The organism is Mesorhizobium sp. P2_B11 (assembly GCF_056404855.1).
Genome location: NZ_JBFUDF010000002.1, coordinates 814,430 through 837,258 on the forward strand (window position 1 = coordinate 814,430; position 22,829 = coordinate 837,258).

The window sequence follows — 22,829 nt, forward strand, 5'->3', positions numbered from 1 at the left end:
ACGATCATAGGGAAGACCTCGATGGCTTCAGTCGAAATCGCCAATGTCCTGAAATCCTACGCCGGGCACGCCGTACTGCACGGCGTCTCGGTCAAGATACCGGACGGCCAGTTCGTGGTTTTGGTCGGCCCGTCCGGCTGCGGCAAGTCCACGCTGCTGCGCATGATTGCCGGGCTGGAGGACATTTCGGGCGGCACGATCAGCATCGGCGACAAGGTCGTCAACGACCTGCCGCCGAAGAAGCGGGATATCTCGATGGTGTTCCAGAATTATGCGCTCTACCCGCATATGACGGTCGCCGAGAACATGGCGTTCTCGATGACGCTTGCCAAGGCGCCCAAGGCCGAGAAGGACGAGCGGGTGGCGAAAGCGGCGGAAATCCTCGGCCTGACGCCGCTGCTCGACCGCTACCCCAGGCAGTTGTCAGGCGGCCAGCGCCAGCGCGTCGCCATGGGCCGCTCCATCGTGCGCAACCCGCAGGTTTTCCTGTTCGACGAACCGCTGTCGAACCTCGACGCCAAACTGCGCGTAGCCATGCGTGCCGAGATCAAGGCGCTGCACCAGCGTCTGCGCACCACCACGGTCTATGTCACGCACGACCAGGTCGAAGCCATGACCATGGCCGACCAGATTGTCGTCCTGAATGACGGTCGGGTGGAGCAGATCGGCAGCCCGCTCGAGCTTTACGATCATCCGGCCAATCTGTTCGTCGCGACCTTTATCGGCTCGCCGTCAATGAACATCATCGACGGGGTGGTCGCGCGCAACAATGGCGCGCCAGTTGTGCGGGCGGGCGACGGCACGCTCTTGCCGGTCGCACCGGGGTTCAGCGCAGCGGAAGGGATGCGGGTGCGCTACGGCTTCCGGCCGGAACATCTCAGCATATCTCCCTCCGGCAAGGGGATTGCCGCGACGATCGACGTGGTCGAACCGATGGGCTCCGAAACCCAGGTTCATCTGACGATCGCCGGCGTGCCGGCGGTTGCCGTGTTTCGCGAAAGGATCAGCGCGCGTCCGGGAGATACGCTTTACGTCGAACCCGACACCGCCAAGCTGAACCTGTTCGACGCCGAGAGCGGGCGGGCGCTGGAAAGGTGATTTGACGCCGTCGGCGGATCGGTACGGCAAAGCACGGTCGGCCATCGAATGCCCGCGCATGAGGCACTGCCCTGAAAGGGGCATCAGTTGTTCGGCAAATTGAATGTCGTCTAATATCGCCGCGGTAGGGACGCGGGGGAACGGCTTTGACGACGGTGGTGTTGGTCGTACCGGACGAGAATCCGAAGACGAAGCAGGATTTTCATCGCATCGCAGCGGCAATCAGGTCACAGGGAATTTCTGCCCGCCTTGTCCGTCACAAACGATCGGAGCAGATTCCACTTTTGCCCCTTTGGCTTTCTCGATCCATGTCCATCGCCATGGTTCGACGGACCGACCGCAAGTTGCTCCCAGGCAAGTTCTTTTCAGGTGTGATAGGCAACAAGATAGACGAATACCGGACGCTTTCCGCTGCCGGTGTATCGGTGCCGCGGTGGGAAGAGCTGCGCCCGGATACCAAGCTCGACCCGGCCGAATGGGGGCCTTACGTCGTCGAAAAGCCGTCTGTCGGACGGGCAGGCGCCAATATCAGGATCAGGAAGATCGGACGGGTGAAGTTTGCTGACCGCGCTTCATACCCGCCGGACCATCTCGGCCGGCGCGGACCGATGATTGTTCAGAAATTCGTCTACACGGGCGAATGGCCAGTCAGCTATCGTGTGATCACCGTCTTCGGGGAAGTCGTCCTTTGCATCCGGCAAATCACGCGGCGCGGTGAGCCGCTGAAGGCGAGATGGGACTTCGGCAAGGGCGGCGGCACGGCCATAGTCTCCAACACGCGAAGTATGGAAGTTGTGTTGGACGCCAATCCAGAGATGATGGAAACCGCCAGGTCAGCCCACCGCTCCGCTTTCCCCGACGTTCCGCTGCTGACCTTCGACATGGCCAGGGACATCGAGACCGGTGAGATTGGCATTTTCGAATGTCATCCGTACTTTCCCTATTGGCCGTTCTCGAGCGCAATCCAGGCCTCGATCCAGAAGGCGAACGGGATCAACTACGAGAGTCAGTTCGACCTCATGGCAGCCATCGGCCGGGCTATCGCCAGGAAGGCGGTTGAAATATTTCCGTGACGGGGACAGGAGTTCTCGGCACCGGCGATGCGCATCGCCTGGCGAGCAAAGGGACGTGACATGGTGGATTCTGAGCGGATCGACAAGCTGATCGCAGGGGTGCCTCCTGCGCTCGCGCTTCGCGCCGGGCTGGACCTTGGCATCTTCACCCAGCTCGGCCGCGACGCAATGACTGCCGACAGCCTTGGGGCCGCGCTCAAAGTCGGGCCCGATCGTCTGTCGCGGCTCCTCTATGCGCTCGCCAGCATCGGTCTCCTCGACGTCGACGATGGTCAATTTCGCAACGGCGCCGAAGCGGCGGAGTTCCTCGACGCGTCCAAGCCGACCTATCGCGGCGGCGATCACGCGCTGCTGCGCGAACTCTGGGGAGCCGACCTTTTGACCGCGGACTCGCTGCGGCAGAACCGGCCGGCTGCGCTGCACGACTTTTCCGAGGCGGGGCCTGAATCCGCGGCGGCCTTCAGCCGCATGCTCGCCCCGGGCGGGGTGATTTTCGGCCGACATCTGGCCCGCGCGTTGGACCTCCAGGCGATCGGTTCGGTGATCGACATCGGCGGCGGCGCCGGGACCATTCTCGTCGGACTTCGCGAGCGCTGGCCGCATATTGCCGCGACGCTGATGGAACTGCCGACGGTCGCAGCGGTCGCGCCAGCCATCCTGGCGGAATACGGCGCCGGCGACGTTGTTGTCGAAGAGGGTGACATCACGGTCGCGCCGTCGATCGGCCGGCATGATCTGGCGATCCTGAAGGCCGTCGTCCAGGTGCTGCCGCCGGATCAGGCGCGCAGTTCGATCCTGAACGCGGCGCGCTGCCTGACACAAGGAGGCGAGATCGCAATTGCGGGGTGGGGCGTCGTCGATGACGACCGCCTCGGCCCGCATGACGGTGTCTTTCTCAATCTCACCTTCCTGAACCTCTATCGCGCAGGCGAATCCTACACGGAAGGTCAGTATCGCGCGTGGATGACCGAGGCTGGATTCCGGGATATCTCCAGGTCGCGCCTGGCGGACGGCACCACCTTGTTTCGTGGACGGCTTGCGGGCTGATCGCGGCGGAATGGCTGGTTTTCGGACGGAAAGCCTGTCCGAGGCGTCCCGTCGCCGTGGCTTTCAGAGCCAACCCTGGATGGATTGCACCAAGGTCCGGAGGCGGCGTGAGCCGATCTTTCCCCTTACCGGGCAACGCGGGGTATCGGCAGTCTTCTTCACGATGAGCTGTTTGGTGCGCGAGATCTCCTGAAACTCATGCGCGTAGGCGACCAGGAAGCCATCGACGGCGGACGTGGGACGCTCCCAGTTCGCCTTGTCGTCCTTGTAGTCGGTGTAGTCGTCCCAAATGAGCATGCCGCCAAGCTTGAGCATGCCCCATGCCAGGACGCTATCCATCATGACGCTCTCGCGCTCGTGACAACCATCGACATAAACCAGGTCAAATTCCGCTCCTGCCTGGCGCAACCTGATCAGCGCAGGCAGCGAGAAGTCGCGAATCTTCGTCACCCGATCGGCGTAGCGCTTCAAATTCCTGTCGAACCTTTGCCCCCGTTTGTGGAAGGGATCGACGCAGGTGATGACAGCCTTTCGCAAATAGCTGGCAAAGAAAAGCGCGGAGCGGCCCTCCATGGAGCCGATTTCCAGAATTGAAAGCGGCGTATCCCGCAGCGGTTCAAGAATGGGCATCCAGGTCGGGAGCTTGTTCGTCACATAGTCGCGCTCGGCAAACGAACCGGAAGCGTTGATGCTCTGCCAATCAAAATCCATTCGATCAGACGCCCCTTCAGTGTATTCGTGATTGTCGTTCCGGCTTCGCTATGATCTCGGATATCGGCGGTTTGCAAGGTCCGAAAGCGACCGATCGGGTGCCATGAGGCGCTGTCGGCCGGCCGGCGATCAGGTGGCCTGAACTTCGCGGATGCGGTCTACCTACCGAATGGCGATCCCGACAGGAATCGAACCTGTGACCTACAGATTAGGAATCTGCCGCTCTATCCTACTGAGCTACGGGACCACGCGGCCCGACACATAGCCGCTTCGGATCGTTTCGCCAAGAGGCTCGCCGAAGGCAAATCAAGAGGCCGGCCGAAGGAAACTCGACCGGCCTCTTGGCGGCATAGGTCAGGCGGCGAGCGCTGTTTCGGCCAGTTTCACCCAGTAGCTCATGCCGTGCGGGATGACTTCGTCGTTGAAGTCGTAGGCCGGGTGGTGGAGGCCGGCGGTCTCGCCATTGCCGATGAAGATGAAGGCGCCGGGGCGGGCTTCCAGCATGTAGGAGAAATCCTCTCCGCCCATCACCGGCTGGATGGCGCGGTGGACTTGGGTGTCGCCGGCCACGTTTGCCGCAACATCGCCGGCAAAGACGGTTTCTTCCGGATTGTTGAAGGTCACGGGGTAATTGGCGTCATAATCGACGGTGATCGTCGCGCCGAAAGCGATGGCAATGCCGTCGCAGATGGCGCGGATGCGCTCCTCCGACTTCTTGGCGATCTCCTTCTTCAGCGTGCGCACCGTGCCGGCGATCTCGGCGGTCTCGGGAATGACGTTGTAGGCGTCGCCGGCGTGGAACTTGGTCACCGACACCACCACGGCCTCGACCGGGTCGGTGCTGCGCGAGGCAACCGTCTGCAAGGCGCCGACAAGCTGGCTGGTGATGACGATCGGATCGATCGTGCCGTGCGGCATGGCCGCGTGGCCGCCGCGGCCTTTGACGGTGATGGTGAACTCGGCCGTCGCCGCCATGATCGGGCCCGGCCGGATGGCGAACTGGCCGACAGGCAGGCCGGGCATATTGTGCATGCCGAAGACCCTCGAAATGTCGAAACGCTCCATCATGCCGTCCTTGACCATCTCGTTGCCGCCGCCGCCGCCTTCTTCGGCCGGCTGGAAGATGACCGCCACCGAACCGGCGAAATTGCGCGTTTCGGTCAGGTACTTGGCGGCGCCCAGCAGCATTGCCGTGTGGCCGTCATGGCCGCAGGCGTGCATTTTGCCGGGAACGGTCGAGGCGTAGGACTTGCCGGTGATCTCGTTGATTGGCAGCGCGTCCATGTCGGCGCGCAAGCCTATGGTCGCGCCTTCGCCCTTGCGGCCATGGATGATGCCGACGACGCCGGTCTTGCCGAGGCCCGTCACCACGTCGTCGCAGCCGAATTCCTTCAGCTTCTCGGTGACGAAGGCGGCGGTCTTGAAGACATCGAAATTCAGTTCTGGCGTCTGGTGCAGATGACGTCGCCAGCCGGCAACTTCATCCTGCATCTCGGCGGCGCGGTTGAGAATCGGCATAATGGTTCCATTTCGCTGTTGGAGCAGACGGTCTGGCCTGCTGCTTTTGCAATTGCGATTGCCAAGCTCTTTGCCATCTTGGCACTTTGCCATCTTGGCGTCACATAGGGTAAATAGCACCGCAAACAACGTGATCCGGAAATTGAGGGCCGGATCTCATTATGCTGGCCATCGCGTAACGAAATCTTACGGAGCCAGGGGCGACTACGGCAAGAGGCGATTTCGGATTCCATGATGCGGCACAGCCATATCCTCAAATTACTGCTAACGGGCGCCTTGGCGCTGCCGATGCTGGCCGGGCCGGCTTCGGCCAATCCGATAGTCCTGTTCGACCTGAACAGCGGCAAGGTCCTGCAGCATCAGGATGCCTTCAGCCGCTGGTATCCGGCTTCGCTGAGCAAGCTGATGACCGCCTATGTCACCTTCCGGGCGATTGCGGCCGGCGAGGTCCAGCTTGATTCGCCGATCAAGGTGACCAAGCATTCGGCCGGCGAGCCGCCGAGCAAGATGGGCTTCAAGCCGGGTTCGGTGATGCGGCTCGACAATGCGCTGAAGATGATGCTGGTCAAATCGGCCAACGACATCGCCATGGCCATCGGTGAGAATATAGGCGGCTCGCAGGCCGCCTTCGCCGATCGCATGAACGCTGAAGCCGCGCGCCTCGGCATGACCGGAACGCATTTCGTCAACCCGAACGGGCTGTTTTCGCCGGAGCAGTATACGACGGCGCGCGACCTTGCCTTGCTGGTGATGGCGATCCGCAAGGAATTCCCGCAATACGCGCCCTGGTTCTCGATAGAAGGCCTTGCCGTCGGCAAGAAGGCGCTCCCCAACTACAATCTCCTGATCGGCCGCTATCCCGGCGCGGATGGCATGAAAACCGGGTTCGTCTGTCCCTCGGGCTTCAACATGATCGGCTCGGCGACGCGCAATGGCCGCACGCTGGTCGCTGTCGTGCTTGGCGAAAAATCGGCGGTTAGCCGCGCCGAGACAGCCGCTAAGTTGCTCGACCAGGGTTTTGCCGCGCCCGAGCCGAACTGGCTTACGGTCGCGGCCATGCCTTCCTATGGCGACACCATGTCGGTGAACGACATGCATGACGAAATCTGCAAGAAGAAGGCGCCCGAAGAGCAGTCCGAGGCGGCGCCGCCGGTCGCCGCGAAGGACGTGCCGAAATCGCCCTATCAGGAAAAGCTGGACCACGTGCCGACGCTGGTCGCCGTCGGCCTTGGCGGCGCCACCGGGCCGGCGCCGAAGGCGATGCTCGACCAGGGCGGCCAGGAATTCGCCGATGTGCCGCTGCCGAGCTGGCGGCCCGATATCCCGGCACCAAAGGGGTCGGAACCGGTCGTGGTGGGTTCGGCAACCCCGGTCCAGGGCGACCAGCCGGTCAAGGCCGCGAACTAGGGCGATGGCGGGCTTTCCGATACCCGTCACGGTGCTCACCGGCTTCCTCGGCGCCGGCAAGACGACATTGCTCAACCGGCTGCTCAAAGACCCGGCGCTGGTCGACACCGCCGTCATCATCAACGAATTCGGCGACGTGGCGATCGACCATCTCTTGGTCGAACAGGCCTCCGACGGCATCATCCAGCTGTCCGATGGCTGCCTGTGCTGCACGGTGCGCGGCGAACTGGTCGACACGCTGGCCGACCTCGTCGACCGGCTGCAGACTGGCCGCATCGCCCGCCTTGCCCGCGTTGTTGTCGAAACCACAGGGCTCGCCGATCCGGCGCCGGTGCTGCAGTCGATCATGGCGCATCCAGCCCTTGTCCAGGCGTTCAGGCTCGACGGCGTCATCACGCTGGTCGACGCGGTCAACGGCAATGCCACGCTCGACGTTCACGTCGAGGCGGTCAAGCAGGTGGCGGTGGCAGACCGCATCGTGCTGACCAAGGTCGATCTGGCAGGCGATCCCGCCGATCTCGAGGCCCTGCGGGCGCGGCTGCGTCAGCTCAATCCGGGCGCCGTGGTGCTCGAAGCTGGCGATAGCGGAACCGGCGTCGCGGCGCTGTTCGATTGCGGCCTCTACAATCCGGCGACCAAATCCGCCGACGTCCAGCGCTGGCTCGGCGAAGAAGCTGCCCATGACCACCACCATGGTCACGGCGACCACCATCACGGCCAGCATGGGCACGGCGATCATGATCATGCGCATCGCCACGATTCCCGTGTGCGCTCCTATTCGCTGGTGCATGACGGGCCGGTGCCGTTTTCGGCGATCGAGATGTTCCTCGACCTGCTGCGCTCGGCGCATGGCGACAAGCTCTTGCGCATGAAGGGCGTCATCGAGCTTGCGGAAGACCCGTCGCGGCCGCTGGTCGTCCATGGCGTGCAGAAAATCCTGCATCCGCCGGCGCGGCTGCCTTCCTGGCCGGACGGCCAGCGCGGCACAAGGCTGGTGCTGATCACGCTCGACATGCCGGAAGACTATGTGCGCCGGCTGTTTGTCGCCTTCACCAACCGGCCGTCGATCGACACGCCCGATCGTGCGGCGCTGGAGAACAATCCGCTGGCGATTGCCGGAGGCTAGAGCAGGCCTAAGGCGCTACGCGCCGCGCTCGACAAGAAAACGATGACCGCCGCTGACGGCCGCAGTTTCAACCAGCTGGTGGCCGGCGTCGGCGCAAAAAGCCGGGATGTCGATGACCGCCAGCGGGTCGGTGGTCTCCAGCCACAGCCGGCTGCCCGGCTGCATCGCCGCCAGGCGCTTTTTTGCTTTGAGAACGGGCAGGGGGCAGTTCAGCCCCTTGAGATCGTAGACGGAAGCGCGTTTGGCCAAAAGCTCAGCCGCCGAACATGCCGAGCAGCTTGTTCTTGATCTTTGACATCCGGCTTTCGTCGGCCGGCGGCTCGGCAGGCGCCGCCTCGACGCTGGCGGTTGCGACCGGCTGCTGGGCGGCCTGCTTGGCAGCGGCCGCATCGGCCAGCGCCTGAGCCTTGGCCGCTTCCTTTTCAGCCAGCGCCTGGGCCTTGGCGGCTTTCGCGGCCTCGATGGCCGCAAGCCGCTGTTCCTCGGCCTTGCGCTTGGCTTCCTTCTCGGCGTCGAGCGCGGCCATCTTGCGGCCGGCCGGCGAATCGATGCGGCCCATGCGCGCCGTCTCGGTCACCGTGCCGTCGGAATTCAGCGACGGCGGATCGATCGGCACGCGCTCGCCGCGGGCGCGCCGCTTCGACCAGTCGGAAACGATGCTGGCTTCCTTGATGCCGGCAATGGTCGGCTTGGGCGCCGGCACGCTGGCCTTGACCGCGCCGGTGAAGGCCGCGTCATAGCTGCTCTGATAGGCGTTGTAGGCGCTCTTCAGCGAATCCGGCTGCGTGGTCGCAGGGCAGGCGCCGGTCGGATTGAAGGTTGTGCCTTCGGGGGCCACCTGGTTGAAGACATAGCGCTTCTCGCAGACGTCGACCTTCGGCGGCACCTTGGTGATCTCGAAATTGTCGTAGCCGACCTTCAGCATCTTCCAGAACTCGTAGTTCGGGTCGTTGCGATAGCGCGCCATGTTGGCGGCGGTCATGCGGAACGGGAAGGCCTGGATCTGGAACTCGGTCTGGCCGCCCTGGAAGGCGTCGCGGCCGAAAGCGTAGATCTGCTCGATCTGCGGATCGGTCATCGAATAGCAGCCCGACGACGAGCAGGCGCCGTGCACCATCAGATTGGCGCCGGTACGGCCATTGGCCTTGTCGTAGGCGTTGGGGTAGCCGATGTTGAAGGACAGATGATAGTTCGAGCGCGGGTTCATCTGCGACGGGCGAACCGTGTAGAAACCTTCCGGCGCCTGGCGGTCGCCCTCGGTGTATTTCGGCCCGAGCTTGCCCGACCATTTGCAGATGTCGTAGCTGGCGACCATCTCGTAGCGGCCGGTGGTCTTGGCCTTCCAGATCTCGAGCTTGCCCTCTTCCTTGAAGATGCGGGCCATCACCGACGAGGTGCGGACCATGCCCTTGGCCTTCATATCGGCGAGGATCTTGTCCGGCAGCGGCTTGTTGGCCTCCGGCGCGAAATCCTTCATCGAAGAATCGTTGCAGCCGGCGACGCCAAGGGCGGCGATCAGGATTCCGGTGCGGGCAAGCTTGGCGAACATGATTACGGCTATGTCTTTTTTCTCGGGGCACCTGGAGCTTCGCAGCCGCAGTGCCAGCACACTAAACCTTCACGAACCCTAAGCCCGTTAACCTTGAAAATTCCTTACCGCAAGCTCCGGGCGGCTTCCCCCGCGGCAATTCGTTCCGTCTCACGGAGTTTTCATTGAGCCGAACGCGGCGGCATTTTTGTGGCGAAATTGCTCGCTGACGCCACATTGCGGCCCGCGGCCGGCCTGAAATCAGAGGCTGCGGCCCATCGCCAGGTATTTTTCGCGGCGCTGCTCGCGAAAATCGGTGTTGGCGCCAGCAAATTCCTTCATCGTCTTGGCGATGAGGTCGCCGGTGGCGGCGATCACCGTTTCGGGGGCGCGCTGGGCGCCGCCGAGCGGTTCGGGAATGATGGCGTCGATGATCTTCATCTCCAGAAGATCCTGCGCGGTGATCTTCATGTTGGTCGCCGCATCCTTCGAACGCGTGGTGTCGCGCCACAGGATCGAGGCGGCGCCCTCGGGCGAGATCACCGAATAGATGGCATGTTCCAGCATGTAGACGCGGTTGGCGGTGGCAATCGCAATGGCGCCGCCCGAGCCGCCTTCGCCGATGACGACCGAGATGGACGGCACTTTGAGGCCGAGGCAGGCCGAGGTCGAACGCGCGATGGCTTCGGCCTGGCCGCGTTCCTCCGCACCGACGCCGGGATAGGCGCCAGCGGTGTCGACCAGCGTCAGAAGCGGGATCTTGAAGCGGTCGGCAAGCTCCATCAGCCGTACCGCCTTGCGGTAGCCTTCTGGCCGCACCGAACCGAAATTATGCTTGAGCCGGCTCGCCGTGTCCGAACCCTTTTCCTGGCCGATGACGGCCACCGGTTCACCGCGGAAGCGGGCGAAGCCGCCGATGATCGCCTGGTCCTCGCCGAAATTGCGGTCGCCGGCCAGCGGCGTGAAATCGCTGAACAGGCCCTTGATGTAGTCGAGGCAATGCGGCCGGTCGGTGTGACGCGCCACCTGCACCTTCTGCCACGGCGTCAGCGCCTTGTAGATGTCGCGCAGCGCGTCGCGCACGCGCTTCTCGAGCCGGCTGATTTCGTCGCCGACATCGACCGCCTCGCCATTTTCGGCAAGCTTCTTCAGCTCAAGGATCTTGAGTTCAAGGTCCTGCACCGGCTTTTCGAAATCGAGGTAATTGTACATTCTTGAGCGGACCGATGCGTCGGAAGGCAAAGACTGACGGAACCTGAAAACCGGGGCGCCGTGGGGTGGAACGTCGCCCTCACATAACGATATGAGGCCTAGTCGGCAAGCGGATGATGATCGTTGACCAGCCGCACCAGCCGCTCCTCCAGCACATGCGTGTAAATCTGCGTGGTCGAGATATCGGCATGGCCAAGCAGCTGCTGCACCGCCCGGAGATCGGCGCCGTTCTGCAAGAGATGGCTGGCAAAAGCATGGCGCAGCACATGCGGCGATATTTTCACCGCCGATATGCCGGCCCGTGCCGCAAGGCCCTTCAGGTCGCGGGCAAAGACCTGCCGGGAGAGATAGCCGCTGTCGCCGGCCGCCGGAAACAGGAACGGGCTGTCGGCGAAAGCCGGCACCGTCGCCCGGGCCGTGAGCCAGGCCCGCATCGCCGTGCGCGCCTTGGCCGACAGCGGCACCATGCGCTCCTTGTCGCCCTTGCCGCGCACCATGAAGAACCGGTCGTCGCGCTGGGCAACGGTCACCGGCAGGCCGACCAATTCGGAGACGCGCAGGCCGGTGGCATAGAGCACTTCGACCAGCGCGTGCAGGCGCAGCGCCGCCAACCGGTCGCCGTCGCCCTCATCGGCGGCCTCAATTGCTGCGCGGTCGAGCAGCCGGCCGGTATCGGCCTCGCTCATCGTCTTGGGCAGCGGCCGGCCCTTTTTTGGGCTGTCGAGCGTGCCGGTCGGGTCGTCGCCGCGCAGGCCCTCGGCATAGAGAAATTTGAAGAACTGGCGGATCGCCGACAGTTTGCGCGCCTGCGAGGTCGGCGCAAAACCGCGTGCGGCGATGTCGTCGAGATAGGCTCGGATGTCGGCCGCGGCAGCACCGGCAAGCCCGCCGCCAATCTGCTGCGAGGCATCTTCGAGATCGCGGCGATAGGAAGACAGCGTGTTTTCGGCGGCACCGCGTTCGGCGCTCATCATTTCGAGAAAGGCTTCGATGCGAGCCGCGCTGTTCATTTTTCCTGAAGTCAGCCTGCTTTTGGGTCAGTTTTCTTGTTGTTCAGTTCTTCTTGGGGTTCAGCTTTTCCGGCGGAATGCGCACGGTGATTTCCGCTTGTTTCGGCTCAACGAACATCGCCAGCGCCACCATCGTACCATAGGCAATGCCGGCAAGAATCATCATCGTCACGACAAAGCGGAACAGTGTCGGCATCAATTTTCGCCCGTCTTCTTGTTCTGCGATTCCAAACCCTGCGCCCTTATGGGACGCCAATCCGGCCAATTCAAGGACGAAGGGTGTTGTTCGACGCCGGTCCCGACGCGAAAACCGCTGCACTTTCCGGGACCTGCCCAGGGCGCCATGCTTGACGCAAACGGGCTTTTGATGTCGATACGCCGGCAAAGACGGCTTGAAAACAGCATGGACTCATGAACGGGTTACCACCAAATCCTCCTGGCGAGAGCCATGCCGCGCTGCTCGACAGTCTGGGCAGTCGTTCGATTGTCTTTGTCGGCCTGATGGGCGCCGGCAAGACTGCGATCGGCCGCAAGGTGGCGACCATGCTGTCGCTGCCGTTCATCGACAGCGACCAGGAGATCGAAAGCGTATCGCGCATGACCGTGCCGGAACTGTTCGAGCGTTATGGCGAGATCGAATTCCGGGCGCTGGAGCAGCGCGTCATCCTGCGCCTGTTGGAACACGGCCCGCAGGTGCTTTCGACCGGTGGCGGCGCGTTCATGAATGCGCAGACGCGTGAGGCGATCGCGTCGCATGGTGTTTCGGTGTGGCTGAAGGCCGAGCTCGATCTGCTGATGGAGCGCGTCTCCAAGAAGCAGAACCGGCCCTTGCTCAAAAGCCCCGATCCGCGCGCCGTGCTGGAGCGGTTGATGGACGAACGCTATCCGGTCTATGCCACGTCCGACGTCACAGTGCCGACGCGCGACGACCGCAAGGAGGTCATTGCGGCCGAGGTCGTCGACTCGCTGTGCGGGCATTTTGGCATTCCTGTCACCACGGCGCCGGACGAGGTGAGGCCATGAGCGAACCAGTCATAGTCGAGGTCGGTCTTGGCGAGCGCGCCTATGACATCCTGATCGGCCCCGGCCTTCTGGCGCGTGCCGGCGCCGAGATATCGCGCCGGTTGCCGGGCACGAGGGCAGCCGTGGTCACCGACAACAATGTAGCGTCGGTACATCTCGAAGCGCTGAAGGCTGGCCTCGAAAAAGGCGGCATCCAGCCGGCGGTCATCACCTTGCCGGCCGGTGAAAAGACCAAGAGCTTTGCCCATCTCGAAGAGGTGGTCGACGGCGTGCTTGCCGCGAAACTCGAGCGCGGCGACGTCGTCATCGCGCTCGGCGGCGGGGTCATAGGCGACCTCACCGGCTTCGCCTCCGGCATTGTGCGCCGCGGCATGAATTTCGTGCAGATCCCGACATCGCTGCTGGCGCAGGTCGATTCCTCGGTCGGCGGCAAGACCGGCATCAACAGCCCGCGCGGCAAGAATTTGGTCGGCGTCTTCCACCAGCCGAAGCTGGTGCTGGCCGACACCGAAGTGCTCGACACGCTGCCGATCCGTGAATTTCGCGCCGGCTATGCCGAACTCGCCAAATACGGGCTGATCGACCGGCCGGCGTTTTTCGCCTGGCTGGAAGAGAACTGGACAAAAGTATTCGCCGGCGGTGCGGAGCGGGCTGAGGCCATCGCAGAAGCCTGCCGCGCCAAGGCCGATGTCGTCGCCCGCGACGAGTTCGAAACCGGCGACCGCGCGCTGCTCAACCTCGGCCACACATTCGGCCATGCGCTGGAAGGGGCCACACAGTATGACGGCTCCCGTCTCGTCCATGGCGAAGGCGTCGCCATCGGCATGGCGCTGGCGCACCGGTTCTCCGCGCGGCTCAATCTGGCGAGCCCGGATGACGCGGCACGGGTCGAGGCGCATCTTCGTGCCGTCGGCCTGCCGTGGCGGATGTCCGACATCCCTGGTGAACTGCCCGACGCCGAGGCGCTGCTTGGCTTCATCACCCAGGACAAGAAAGTGTCGCGCGGCGCGCTGACCTTCATCCTGACGCGCGGCATCGGCCAGGCTTTTATCGCCAAGGACGTGCCGGCGTCGGAAGTGCTGTCCTTCCTCAGGGAAAATCATCCGGCCAGCAGGAAAGCCGGCTGAGATGGATACCGGCTGGATCGTTGTCGCCGTCCTCGCCATCCTCATCCTGTTTTTCATGTCCGTGCGCACGCGCCTGCTTGCCCTGTTCGGCTACGAGCTGTCGCGCATCGAGCCGCAGCGCTCGACCCAGGACGAGTTGCGCGGCGCGGTCGACGATTTCCGCCGTGACGGCCAGATGGTGCGCGAGGAGCGCGACCGTGTCGGCGGCCTGTTCGACCTTGACGAGCTCGAAGTCTCCGACATCATGGTCCATCGCACCAATATGCGCTCGGTCAATGCCGACAATGCGCCGGAAGCCGTGGTGCGTGAGATCCTGCAGAGCCCACACACCCGCATGCCGCTATGGAAGGGCTCGCTCGACAACATTGTCGGCGTGCTGCACGCCAAGGATTTGCTGCGGGCGCTGAACGAGGTCGGCAACGATTTTACCAAAATCGACGTGATGAAGATCGCGTCGAAGCCGTGGTTCGTGCCCGACACCACGACCTTGCAGGAACAGCTCAACGCCTTCCTGCGCGCCAAGGCGCATTTCGCCATCGTCGTCGACGAGTACGGCGAGGTCGAAGGACTGGTGACGCTGGAGGACATTATCGAGGAGATCGTCGGCGAGATCGCCGACGAGCACGATGTCGACATTCAGGGCGTCAAGCAGGAGGCCGACGGCTCCGTTGTGGTCGATGGCACCGTCCCGATCCGCGATCTCAACCGGGCGCTCGACTGGAACCTGCCGGACGAGGAAGCCACCACCATTGCCGGCCTGGTCATCCACGAGACGCAGTCGATCCCCGAGGAAAAACAGGCCTTTACCTTCCACGGCAAGCGCTTCGTGGTGATGAAGCGCGACAAGAACCGGATCGCCAGGATCAGGATCAGGCCGGCGGGCGACGCCTAACTACGGCGACCAGCGCCACCATAGGCGCACTTGGGATTGGCGCAGCCCTTAACTTCGTCATCCACGGGCGGAGCAGCCGCGAAGCGGCGTCGCGAAGACCCGAGGATCCATGCCGTGACGTTTGCCGTAAGGTGCAGCGGAGCAGAATTCTGCACCGTGGCATCGCTCAGGAGTCCCGGCATGGATCCCGGGGTCTTCGCTGCGTCGCTTCGCTCCTTGCTACGCCCCAGGATGACGAAGCGATGGGGCGCGACGGCCAATCGCCAAGGGATGCGACCCCATCCAACTTCCGTGCCGAGGACCTAGGTTACCAATCCTTCATTGGAACTCCGCGGCGTCACGATGCATTCTGCGACGGGCGAGTAGGAGATGATAATGATCGACAGGCGAACATTGCTGTTGGCTTCCACGGCAGCTTTTCTGCCGACGGGCGCCTTCGCAGCCTCGGAGCGGTCGTCTCCCCAGACATTCGACTACGGACCGGCCAAGCTCGACATCTATGCGCCCGAGGGCGCCAGCGGCCTGCCGGTGGTGTTTTTCGTCCATGGCGGCACCTGGCAGTTCGGCAAACGCAGCCAGGTCGGCGCCAAGCCGGCCTTTCTGCTCGCCAACGGCTTCTGCTTCGTCTCCATCGACTATCGCATGCTGCCCGAAGCCGATGTCGCCACCCAGGCCGGCGATGTCGAAAAGGCATATGCCTATGTCAGGGCCAACATCGCCGAGCATGGCGGCGATCCCAACCGCATTGTCGGCATGGGCCATTCGGCCGGCTGCCATCTGATCGCACTGACCGGCATGCGCGGCGGGCTGCCCGGGGTTGCCGGGCTAATCCTCGACGACACCAGGGCCTATGACCTTGTGGCACTTGAGAAAAGTGGCGGCATGGTCCGGGCTTATGCCCGCGTTTTTTCCGACCCCACGCAATGGGCAGCCCTGTCGCCGGCCAGCTATGTCGATGGGCGCAAGCATCCGCCGACCTTCATCGCCTATTCGCGCGCCGATGGGCGCGACGAGCAATCGACGGCCTTTGCCGAGCGCCTGCGCGCCACCGGCACTGCGGTGACGCTGTTCGACGGCAGCGCCTACACGCATATGTCGATCAATCATGACTTTGGTGAAGACGGCGATGCTTTGACCGCCGCCGCCCTGGCGTTCCTGAAATCGACGGTCGCCTAGTCGCCTAACCCCCGCGAGAAGTCCTGGATCAGACCAAAAGCGCCGGCGGGATATTGCCGCGTCGGCACTTGCAGGTGCTATTGCACAATCTGTTTGTTTAGACGCAATTCCGGGCGGAAAACCGCTTCCCACTTTTCCTGGAATTGCTCCTGACTGTCGACGGGAGAGAATTTTCATGAATGGCGCCGACCTGCTGTGTGACGTGCTGCTGGCCAATGACGTCACGGTCTGCTTCGCCAATCCCGGTACCTCAGAAATGCATTTCGTCGCTGCCTTGGATCGCAAGCCTCAGATGCGTTGCGTGCTCGGCCTGTTCGAAGGCGTGGTGACGGGTGCCGCCGACGGCTATGCGCGCATGACAGACCGCCCTGCGGCGACGCTGCTGCATACCGGACCGGGTCTGGCCAATGGCCTTGCCAACATGCACAACGCAAGGCGCGCGCGCAGCCCGATGATCAACATTGTCGGCGACCACGCCTCCTACCATTTGCCGCTCGATGCGCCGCTGACCAGCGATATCGAAGGCTTGGCGGCGCCGATGTCGAACTGGGTTGGCCGCGTCAAGGGTCCGGCCGACATCGCACCTGCCGCGGAGGCGGCTTTCCGTGCTTCGCTGACACCACCTGGCGTCACGACGCTGATCCTGCCGGCGGATGCCGCCTGGGGCGAGGTCGACGCGGTTTCGCCTGGTAAGGTCAAGCTGGCGCCGCCGCCCGCCGTCGATAGAGATGCCGTGCGCAAGGTCGCTGAAGCGATCCGTGCCCGTCCGGGCCGCGTCGGTATGGTCGTGCGCGGGCTGGCAGCGCGGGCCGATGCGCTTGAAATTGCTGGGAAAATCGCGGCGGCTGGCCATGTCAGCCTGTTCAGCGAGGTGCTGATTGCCCGCATGCAGCGCGGTCGCGGGCGGTTCGCGCCGACACGCATTCCCTATCCGGTCGATGCTGCGACGGCCACGCTCACGGATATCGACGTGTTGGTGCTGGTTGGCGCCAAGGAGCCAGTCGCCTTCTTTGCCTATCCGGGCAAGCCGGGACGGCTGGTCCGGGACGATTGTCAGGTGCTTTCGCTGGCGGCGCATGGCCAGGATCTGAAGGCGGCGCTGGAGGAGCTTGCCGACGAGCTTGGTATCAGGCCGACGCAGCAATTCACCGCCGCAACAGCCTTTCCAGACGAACCGACGCCGAGCGGAACACTGACGGACGACGCGATCGCTCTTTCGGTGGCGCGCAAACTGCCCGCGAATGCCATCGTCTGCGACGAAGCGGTCACCTCGGCGAGGCGGTTCTTCGCACTGTCGGCCTATGCGGCGCCGCACGATTACATGATGGGCACTGGCGGATCGATCGGCGGCGGCATTCCGATGGCGACCGGGGCGGCGATTGCCTGCCCGGACCGCAAGGTGATCAATCTCGAAGCTGACGGCAGTGGGATGTATACGGTGCAGGGCCTGTGGACGCAGGCCAGGGAAAAGCTCGATGTGGTCACGATCATCTTTTCCAACCGGACCTACGCCATCCTGCATGGCGAGATGAAGAATGTCGGCGTCAATGCGATCGGCGAGAACGCCAGACGCATGCTCGATCTCGACCACCCGGCGCTGGACTGGGTTGCGCTGGCCAACGGCATGGGTGTGGAAGCGGCCCGCGCCGACACGTGCGAGCGCTTCGACGCGCTGCTCGACAGCGCACTCTCGAGGCCCGGACCGTTTCTGATCGAAGCGGTGATCTGAGACGGCCTACCAGCGGGTCTTTTCGCCGGGTGCCGCAGGTTCGATGGCCAGCGCATGAACGCCGGCTTGCAACTCAGCCGCCAACAATTCGTTGACGGCACGGTGGCGGTTGATGCGGCTCATGCCGGCAAAGACGGGCGAGACGATGCGAACGCGAAAATGCGTCTCGCCGGTGCCGTCATAGGCGCCGTGATGGTCGGAGCCATGGTGGTGATGACCGGCATGAAGATGGCTTTCATTGACGATCACCAGCCGCTCCGGCGAAAACGCCTTGTTCAGCTTGTCTTCCATCGTCGCCTGTATGGACATCGCGGTCTCCCTTCACCATATCTGCATGGCGTGATCGGGAAATCGGGATCGATCTCGCCGGGCCGCCTCAAAAATCACCATTCGCCCTGCTTTATGCCGCGATTCAGCGGTTAGAGCGATCATCGCGAAAATGTCAATTCTTGTTTCGCACGTGCGAACAGCCCATAAATGGGTGAGATGAAACCGTACCCCAAATATTTCGAGAAGATTCGGATCCGTCCCGAAAAGGACGCGGAGCTGAAATCGCGCTCGCCGATCTGCCAGTGGGACGGCTGCAAGGAGGCCGGCACCCATCGCGCACCGGTCGGCCGCATGAAGGAAGGCGAGTACTTTCAGTTCTGCTTCGACCATGTGCGCGAATACAACAAGGGTTTCAACTACTTCTCCGGCGTGCCGGATACCGAGGTCGCCCGCTTCCAGAAGGAAGCGATGACCGGCCACCGGCCGACCTGGAAGATGGGCCTGGCCGGCGCCTCGACTCGCTCCTCGCCCGATATGGCGCAGATGCGCTCCGGCCGCGCCGGCTATTACAACCGCATGCGCGACCCTTTCGACCTGTTCAAGGGGCCGAAAGACCCGCGCGAGGCGCGCGAACGCAAGGCTAAGCCGCTTGAGGCCAAGGCGCTGGAAACGCTTGGCCTTGATACAAAGGCGACTGGCAAGGATATCAAGGCGCGCTATAAGGAACTTGTGAAGCGTCACCATCCGGATGCGAATGGCGGCGACAGAGGTTCGGAAGATCGGTTCCGCGATGTGCTGCAGGCCTATCGCGTGCTCAAGCAGGCGGGTTTGTGCTGAGCGACCCAACGGTTCGTGTCGTTTTCCAACTTTCATAAGGGTGGAAAAGGCTCTAAGACCGCCCCCGGACAAAATCGATTGCCGGCGAAATGAGGCATTTCGCCCGTGGAGACGTGGATAGAGATGAACAAGGTCGATCGCGACATCGCCAATTTGCCCGACACGACAGTCTCGGTGAAGGACAAATTCGGCTTCGAGTCCAAAATGGTGGTGCCGGCCTATTCGGTGACATCGGAGCATGTGCCGGACATCGATCCGGACTATTTGTTCGACAAGGCGACGACGCTGGCCATCCTCGCCGGCTTTGCCTACAACCGCCGCGTCATGGTGTCGGGCTATCACGGCACCGGCAAGTCGACCCATATCGAACAGGTCGCCGCCCGCCTCAACTGGCCTTGCGTGCGCGTCAACCTCGACAGCCATGTCAGCCGTATCGACCTCGTCGGCAAGGACGCCATCGTCGTCAAGGACGGCTTGCAGATCACCGAATTCCGCGACGGCATCCTGCCCTGGGCCTACCAGCACAATGTCGCGCTGTGCTTCGACGAATATGACGCCGGCCGCCCGGACGTGATGTTCGTCATCCAGCGCGTGCTCGAATCGTCGGGCCGGCTGACGCTGCTCGACCAGAGCCGGGTTATCCGTCCGCATCCGGCGTTCCGGCTGTTTTCGACCGCCAACACGGTCGGCCTCGGCGACACCACCGGCCTCTATCACGGCACGCAGCAGATCAACCAGGCACAAATGGATCGCTGGTCGATCGTCACGACGCTGAACTATCTGCCGCATGACAATGAAGTGAACATCGTTCTGGCCAAGGCCAAGCACTATCGCGACGGCAAGGGCAAGGATATCGTCAACAAGATGGTGCGTGTCGCCGACATGACGCGCTCGGCCTTCATCAACGGCGATCTGTCGACGGTGATGAGCCCGCGTACTGTCATCACCTGGGCCGAAAATGCCGAGATCTTCGGCAATATCGGCATGGCGTTCCGGCTGACCTTCCTCAATAAGTGCGACGAACTGGAACGCTCGGTGGTGGCCGAGTTCTACCAGCGCGCCTTCGGCGAGGATCTGCCCGAGAGCGCCGCCAACGTGGTGCTGGGCTAAGCAGAGCCTCAATGGCGGGTCCGGGCGACAACACGCGCAACAAGTCGAAGACGGGGTCTGAGGCCGACAGCTTCAAGCGCGCCGTCACCGTCTGCATGCGGGCCATTGCCGGCGACAAGGAGCTTGAAGTCGGTTTCGCTAAGGACCGACCGGCACTCGCCGGCAGCCGCGCCCGGTTGCCGGAATTGCCGAAGAAAGCCTCGAAAGAGGACATCGCCATCACCCGCGGTCTCGGCGATTCCATGGCGCTGAAGCGCGCCTGCCACGATCAGCGCATCCACACCAAGCTGGCGCCGGAAGGCAAGCTGGCGCGCTCGATCTATGACGCCGTCGAACAGGCCCGCGTCGAGGCGATCGGCAGCCGCGCCATGCAGGGCGTCGCCGACAATATCGGCTCGATGCTGGAGGACAAATACGCCAAGGCCAATCTCGTCGACGTCAGGGACAAGGCAGACGCGCCGATCGAGGAAGCGCTTGCGCTGATGGTGCGTGAGAAGCTGACGGGACGGCCGATCCCGAAGAGCGGCGAGCGGCTGGTCGAACTCTGGCGGTCCTGGGTCGAGGAGAAGGCCAAGGCCGATCTCGACGGACTGTCGGCCAAGCTCGGCGATCAGCAGGCCTTCGCTCGCGTCGTACGTGAGATGCTGGCGTCCATGGAGATGGCCGAGGAACTCGGCGACGACCAGGAGACCGAAGACTCCGAGGACAATGACGAGAACCAGCCGCAGGGCGAGGAGCAGAGCGAGGAGGGCGGCGAAGACGATTCCGGCTCCGAGCAGTCGCAGTCCGAGGATGCCGAGGCATCAGCCGACGACGAACAGTCATCCGAGACGGAGGCCTCAGACGCCACCGCCGACGATTTGTCCGACGATGACGATGCGGATGCCGAGACGCCGGGCGAAGCCCGCCGCAACGACAACCCCTTCACCAATCTGCCGAAAGAGATCGACTACAAGATCTTCACCACCGCCTTCGACGAGACGGTCGGCGCGGAAGAGCTGTGCGAAGAGGAAGAACTCGACCGGCTGCGCGCCTTCCTCGACAAGCAGCTGGCCAATCTTTCCGGCGTCGTCGGGCGGCTCGCCAACCGCTTGCAGCGGCGCTTGATGGCGCAGCAGAACCGCTCCTGGGATTTCGACCTCGAGGAAGGCTATCTCGATCCGGCACGACTGGTGCGCGTCGTCATCGACCCGATGCAGCCGCTGTCGTTCAAGCAGGAGCGCGACACCAAGTTCCGCGACACGGTGGTGACGCTGGTGCTCGACAATTCGGGCTCGATGCGCGGCCGGCCAATCACGGTCGCCGCCACCTGCGCCGACATTCTGGCGCGCACGCTGGAGCGCTGTGGTGTTTCGGTGGAAATCCTCGGCTTCACCACGCGGGCGTGGAAAGGTGGCCAGGCGCGCGAAAAATGGCTGAAGGACGGCAAGCCGCCGAACCCTGGCCGGCTCAACGACCTGCGCCACATCATCTACAAGTCCGCCGACCACCCGTGGCGGCGCGCCCGGCGCAATCTCGGCCTGATGATGCGCGAGGGCCTGCTCAAGGAAAACATCGACGGCGAGGCGCTGTTGTGGGCGCACAACCGGCTGATCGCCCGGCCCGAACAGCGCAAGATCCTGATGATGATCTCGGACGGCGCGCCGGTCGACGACTCGACGCTGTCGGTCAATCCGGGCAATTATCTCGAGCGCCATCTGCGCGCCGTCATCGAACTGATCGAGACGCGCTCGCCGGTGGAGCTTTTGGCCATCGGCATCGGTCACGACGTCACCCGCTACTACCGCCGCGCCGTCACCATCGTCGATGCCGAGGAACTGGCCGGCGCCATGACCGAGCAACTGGCCTCGCTGTTTGCCGAGGAAAACGCGCGCGACACACGCCGCGGCGGCTATCGGCGCGCCGGATGATCCTTTTGCCAGCCTGCCTCCGGCAGACGCTTTTCGCCGCAACGGCGCTGCTCGGTCTGGCTTTGACGCCGGCTATCGCCGCCGGGCCGAACGCGGTCGAGCCGGTCGAAGTCTCGGCACGGCCGATCACCGTCTTCCATATCGGCAGCACCGACAAACAGTTCGGGCCGTTGGAATTTGTCGGTGGGCTGGAAATGACCTCGCCGACGCGCGATTTCGGCGCGCTGTCCGCATTTCGCTTCCTCAAGCCTGGCGGTGATTTCGTCGGCGTCGCCGACACCGGCTTCTGGTTTTTTGGCACCATCACCCACGATGCCGACAAGCGACCGTCGGGCGTCCAGAATTTCCGCATGCAGCAGATGGTCGATGAGCAGGGCCGGCCGATCGACAAGAAATGGCAGGTCGACGCCGAGGGCCTGGCCGTCCAGGACGGCATCGCCACGGTAGGCTTCGAGCGCAACCACCGCGTCGCCCAGTTCAAGATCGATCCCGACAATATGAAGGCGCCGTTCAAGCAGCTGAACTTCCTGGTTCCGGCCCGGGAGCTCCGGCAGAACCGCGGCTTCGAGACCGTCACCCATGCCAATCCTTACGGCCAACACGAGGGCGGGCTGGTCGTTGTCTCGGAAAAGAGCCTGGACAAGGCCGGCAACATCTATGCCGCCATTATCGAAGGGCCGCACAAGGGCGTCTTCACCGTCAAGCGCAATGGCGATTTCGACATCACCGACGGCGCCTTCCTGCCGGATGGCGACCTGCTGCTCCTGGAGCGTAGCTTTTCGATGGCCGGCGGCGTGAAGATGCGGCTCAGACGCATCTATGGCGAAAGCGTCGAGAAGGGCGCTGTCGCCGACGGACCGGTGCTGATGGAAGCCGACATGGGCTACCAGATCGACAATATGGAAGGGCTCGACGTCTGGACCCGCGACGACGGCGCGGTGATGGTGTCGCTGATCTCGGACGACAACCATTCGATCCTGCAGCGCAACCTCTATCTGGAATTCATCCTGCACAAGGATTGAACG

General features: G+C 63.3%; 22 protein-coding genes and 1 tRNA gene. 14 read left to right on the plus strand and 9 right to left on the minus strand.

The annotated features are described in order from the left end of the window. The first annotated feature begins 21 nt into the window (after positions 1-21). The 3 genes from AC1DYJ_RS08190 (at position 22) to AC1DYJ_RS08200 (ending at position 3,218) form a co-directional block, all read left to right on the plus strand. Entirely contained in the window at positions 22-1,098 is a 1,077-nt protein-coding gene (locus AC1DYJ_RS08190; RefSeq protein ID WP_477283568.1) for an ABC transporter ATP-binding protein, read from the plus strand. 146 nt (positions 1,099-1,244) lie between these two features. Next, a complete protein-coding gene (locus tag AC1DYJ_RS08195; RefSeq protein WP_477283566.1) occupies positions 1,245-2,171 on the plus strand; it encodes an ATP-grasp domain-containing protein in 927 nt (308 codons plus the stop codon). A 27-nt stretch (positions 2,172-2,198) separates the two neighbouring features. After that, positions 2,199-3,218, plus strand: a complete 1,020-nt coding sequence (locus tag AC1DYJ_RS08200) for a methyltransferase (protein WP_477283564.1) — start codon at positions 2,199-2,201, stop codon at positions 3,216-3,218. 63 nt (positions 3,219-3,281) lie between these two features. On the opposite strand, the gene AC1DYJ_RS08205 is transcribed toward AC1DYJ_RS08200, so the two are convergent. The 3 genes from AC1DYJ_RS08205 to AC1DYJ_RS08215 form a co-directional block, all read right to left on the minus strand. Continuing rightward, complete coding sequence (locus tag AC1DYJ_RS08205) at positions 3,282-3,929, minus strand: class I SAM-dependent methyltransferase (RefSeq protein ID WP_477283562.1); 648 nt, start codon at positions 3,927-3,929, stop codon at positions 3,282-3,284. A gap of 170 nt (positions 3,930-4,099) precedes the next feature. Continuing rightward, positions 4,100-4,176: transfer RNA gene (locus AC1DYJ_RS08210), tRNA-Arg, on the minus strand. Between the two features lie 107 nt (positions 4,177-4,283). Next, the gene (locus AC1DYJ_RS08215; protein ID WP_477283560.1) at positions 4,284-5,447 is read right to left on the minus strand and encodes a M20 aminoacylase family protein; all 1,164 of its coding nucleotides are present in this window, start codon (positions 5,445-5,447) and stop codon (positions 4,284-4,286) included. Between the two features lie 234 nt (positions 5,448-5,681). Between AC1DYJ_RS08215 and AC1DYJ_RS08220 the strand changes: the two genes are divergently transcribed. Continuing rightward, entirely contained in the window at positions 5,682-6,854 is a 1,173-nt protein-coding gene (locus AC1DYJ_RS08220; protein ID WP_477283558.1) for a D-alanyl-D-alanine carboxypeptidase family protein, read from the plus strand. A gap of 4 nt (positions 6,855-6,858) precedes the next feature. Continuing rightward, entirely contained in the window at positions 6,859-7,980 is a 1,122-nt protein-coding gene (locus tag AC1DYJ_RS08225; RefSeq protein WP_477283556.1) for a CobW family GTP-binding protein, read from the plus strand. A gap of 15 nt (positions 7,981-7,995) precedes the next feature. On the opposite strand, the gene AC1DYJ_RS08230 is transcribed toward AC1DYJ_RS08225, so the two are convergent. The 5 genes from AC1DYJ_RS08230 to AC1DYJ_RS08250 form a co-directional block, all read right to left on the minus strand. Continuing rightward, positions 7,996-8,229 carry a sulfurtransferase TusA family protein gene (locus AC1DYJ_RS08230; RefSeq protein WP_477283554.1) on the minus strand — a complete coding sequence of 78 codons (234 nt, stop codon included), beginning with the start codon at positions 8,227-8,229 and terminating at the stop codon, positions 7,996-7,998. 4 nt (positions 8,230-8,233) lie between these two features. Continuing rightward, entirely contained in the window at positions 8,234-9,529 is a 1,296-nt protein-coding gene (locus AC1DYJ_RS08235; RefSeq protein ID WP_477283553.1) for a L,D-transpeptidase family protein, read from the minus strand. 240 nt (positions 9,530-9,769) lie between these two features. Continuing rightward, positions 9,770-10,720 carry an acetyl-CoA carboxylase carboxyltransferase subunit alpha gene (locus AC1DYJ_RS08240; protein WP_477283551.1) on the minus strand — a complete coding sequence of 317 codons (951 nt, stop codon included), beginning with the start codon at positions 10,718-10,720 and terminating at the stop codon, positions 9,770-9,772. 98 nt (positions 10,721-10,818) lie between these two features. Beyond that, the gene (locus AC1DYJ_RS08245; RefSeq protein WP_477283549.1) at positions 10,819-11,730 is read right to left on the minus strand and encodes a site-specific tyrosine recombinase XerD; all 912 of its coding nucleotides are present in this window, start codon (positions 11,728-11,730) and stop codon (positions 10,819-10,821) included. A 43-nt stretch (positions 11,731-11,773) separates the two neighbouring features. Then, complete coding sequence (locus AC1DYJ_RS08250) at positions 11,774-11,926, minus strand: histidine kinase (RefSeq protein ID WP_477283547.1); 153 nt, start codon at positions 11,924-11,926, stop codon at positions 11,774-11,776. Between the two features lie 215 nt (positions 11,927-12,141). Between AC1DYJ_RS08250 and AC1DYJ_RS08255 the strand changes: the two genes are divergently transcribed. The 5 genes from AC1DYJ_RS08255 to AC1DYJ_RS08275 all read left to right on the plus strand — a co-directional run bounded on the left by AC1DYJ_RS08255 (position 12,142) and on the right by AC1DYJ_RS08275 (position 17,677). Next, the gene (locus tag AC1DYJ_RS08255; protein WP_477283545.1) at positions 12,142-12,753 is read left to right on the plus strand and encodes a shikimate kinase; all 612 of its coding nucleotides are present in this window, start codon (positions 12,142-12,144) and stop codon (positions 12,751-12,753) included. Further along, positions 12,750-13,880, plus strand: a complete 1,131-nt coding sequence (gene aroB, locus AC1DYJ_RS08260) for a 3-dehydroquinate synthase (RefSeq protein ID WP_477283543.1) — start codon at positions 12,750-12,752, stop codon at positions 13,878-13,880. Before AC1DYJ_RS08255 ends, aroB begins: the two co-directional genes overlap by 4 nt. A 1-nt stretch (position 13,881) precedes the next feature. After that, on the plus strand, positions 13,882-14,772 hold the full coding sequence (locus AC1DYJ_RS08265; RefSeq protein WP_477283541.1) for an HlyC/CorC family transporter: 891 nt from the start codon (positions 13,882-13,884) through the stop codon (positions 14,770-14,772). 375 nt (positions 14,773-15,147) lie between these two features. After that, positions 15,148-15,948 carry an alpha/beta hydrolase gene (locus AC1DYJ_RS08270; protein ID WP_477426019.1) on the plus strand — a complete coding sequence of 267 codons (801 nt, stop codon included), beginning with the start codon at positions 15,148-15,150 and terminating at the stop codon, positions 15,946-15,948. Between the two features lie 175 nt (positions 15,949-16,123). Further along, the gene (locus tag AC1DYJ_RS08275) at positions 16,124-17,677 is read left to right on the plus strand and encodes an acetolactate synthase large subunit (RefSeq protein ID WP_477283537.1); all 1,554 of its coding nucleotides are present in this window, start codon (positions 16,124-16,126) and stop codon (positions 17,675-17,677) included. 6 nt (positions 17,678-17,683) lie between these two features. Here AC1DYJ_RS08275 and AC1DYJ_RS08280 read toward each other — a convergent pair whose 3' ends face one another. Then, positions 17,684-17,986, minus strand: a complete 303-nt coding sequence (locus tag AC1DYJ_RS08280; protein ID WP_477283535.1) for a BolA family protein — start codon at positions 17,984-17,986, stop codon at positions 17,684-17,686. 168 nt (positions 17,987-18,154) lie between these two features. Between AC1DYJ_RS08280 and AC1DYJ_RS08285 the strand changes: the two genes are divergently transcribed. The 4 genes from AC1DYJ_RS08285 (at position 18,155) to AC1DYJ_RS08300 (ending at position 22,826) form a co-directional block, all read left to right on the plus strand. Then, a complete protein-coding gene (locus AC1DYJ_RS08285; protein WP_477283533.1) occupies positions 18,155-18,784 on the plus strand; it encodes a J domain-containing protein in 630 nt (209 codons plus the stop codon). A gap of 123 nt (positions 18,785-18,907) precedes the next feature. Further along, positions 18,908-19,894 carry a cobaltochelatase subunit CobS gene (gene cobS / locus AC1DYJ_RS08290; RefSeq protein WP_023670677.1) on the plus strand — a complete coding sequence of 329 codons (987 nt, stop codon included), beginning with the start codon at positions 18,908-18,910 and terminating at the stop codon, positions 19,892-19,894. A gap of 11 nt (positions 19,895-19,905) precedes the next feature. After that, positions 19,906-21,804 (plus strand): cobaltochelatase subunit CobT, encoded by a 1,899-nt coding sequence (cobT, locus tag AC1DYJ_RS08295; RefSeq protein ID WP_477283531.1) that lies wholly within the window; start codon positions 19,906-19,908, stop codon positions 21,802-21,804. Continuing rightward, positions 21,801-22,826, plus strand: coding sequence for an esterase-like activity of phytase family protein (locus AC1DYJ_RS08300; protein WP_477283529.1), 1,026 nt, complete (start codon positions 21,801-21,803; stop codon positions 22,824-22,826). Before cobT ends, AC1DYJ_RS08300 begins: the two co-directional genes overlap by 4 nt. The last annotated feature ends 3 nt before the right edge of the window (positions 22,827-22,829 follow it).

Bases quoted from the DNA above. Each gene is read 5' to 3' on its own strand.
- AC1DYJ_RS08190 (WP_477283568.1), top strand. From the start codon at position 22: ATGGCTTCAGTCGAAATCGCCAATGTCCTGAAATCCTACGCCGGGCAC.
- AC1DYJ_RS08200 (WP_477283564.1), top strand. From the start codon at position 2,199: ATGCGCATCGCCTGGCGAGCAAAGGGACGTGACATGGTGGATTCTGAG.
- AC1DYJ_RS08205 (WP_477283562.1), bottom strand. From the start codon at position 3,929: ATGGATTTTGATTGGCAGAGCATCAACGCTTCCGGTTCGTTTGCCGAG.
- AC1DYJ_RS08215 (WP_477283560.1), bottom strand. From the start codon at position 5,447: ATGCCGATTCTCAACCGCGCCGCCGAGATGCAGGATGAAGTTGCCGGC.
- AC1DYJ_RS08220 (WP_477283558.1), top strand. From the start codon at position 5,682: ATGCGGCACAGCCATATCCTCAAATTACTGCTAACGGGCGCCTTGGCG.
- AC1DYJ_RS08225 (WP_477283556.1), top strand. From the start codon at position 6,859: ATGGCGGGCTTTCCGATACCCGTCACGGTGCTCACCGGCTTCCTCGGC.
- AC1DYJ_RS08235 (WP_477283553.1), bottom strand. From the start codon at position 9,529: ATGTTCGCCAAGCTTGCCCGCACCGGAATCCTGATCGCCGCCCTTGGC.
- AC1DYJ_RS08240 (WP_477283551.1), bottom strand. From the start codon at position 10,720: ATGTACAATTACCTCGATTTCGAAAAGCCGGTGCAGGACCTTGAACTC.
- AC1DYJ_RS08245 (WP_477283549.1), bottom strand. From the start codon at position 11,730: ATGAACAGCGCGGCTCGCATCGAAGCCTTTCTCGAAATGATGAGCGCC.
- AC1DYJ_RS08250 (WP_477283547.1), bottom strand. From the start codon at position 11,926: ATGCCGACACTGTTCCGCTTTGTCGTGACGATGATGATTCTTGCCGGC.
- AC1DYJ_RS08255 (WP_477283545.1), top strand. From the start codon at position 12,142: ATGAACGGGTTACCACCAAATCCTCCTGGCGAGAGCCATGCCGCGCTG.
- aroB (WP_477283543.1), top strand. From the start codon at position 12,750: ATGAGCGAACCAGTCATAGTCGAGGTCGGTCTTGGCGAGCGCGCCTAT.
- AC1DYJ_RS08265 (WP_477283541.1), top strand. From the start codon at position 13,882: ATGGATACCGGCTGGATCGTTGTCGCCGTCCTCGCCATCCTCATCCTG.
- AC1DYJ_RS08270 (WP_477426019.1), top strand. From the start codon at position 15,148: ATGATCGACAGGCGAACATTGCTGTTGGCTTCCACGGCAGCTTTTCTG.
- AC1DYJ_RS08275 (WP_477283537.1), top strand. From the start codon at position 16,124: ATGAATGGCGCCGACCTGCTGTGTGACGTGCTGCTGGCCAATGACGTC.
- AC1DYJ_RS08280 (WP_477283535.1), bottom strand. From the start codon at position 17,986: ATGTCCATACAGGCGACGATGGAAGACAAGCTGAACAAGGCGTTTTCG.
- AC1DYJ_RS08285 (WP_477283533.1), top strand. From the start codon at position 18,155: ATGGGTGAGATGAAACCGTACCCCAAATATTTCGAGAAGATTCGGATC.
- cobS (WP_023670677.1), top strand. From the start codon at position 18,908: ATGAACAAGGTCGATCGCGACATCGCCAATTTGCCCGACACGACAGTC.
- cobT (WP_477283531.1), top strand. From the start codon at position 19,906: ATGGCGGGTCCGGGCGACAACACGCGCAACAAGTCGAAGACGGGGTCT.
- AC1DYJ_RS08300 (WP_477283529.1), top strand. From the start codon at position 21,801: ATGATCCTTTTGCCAGCCTGCCTCCGGCAGACGCTTTTCGCCGCAACG.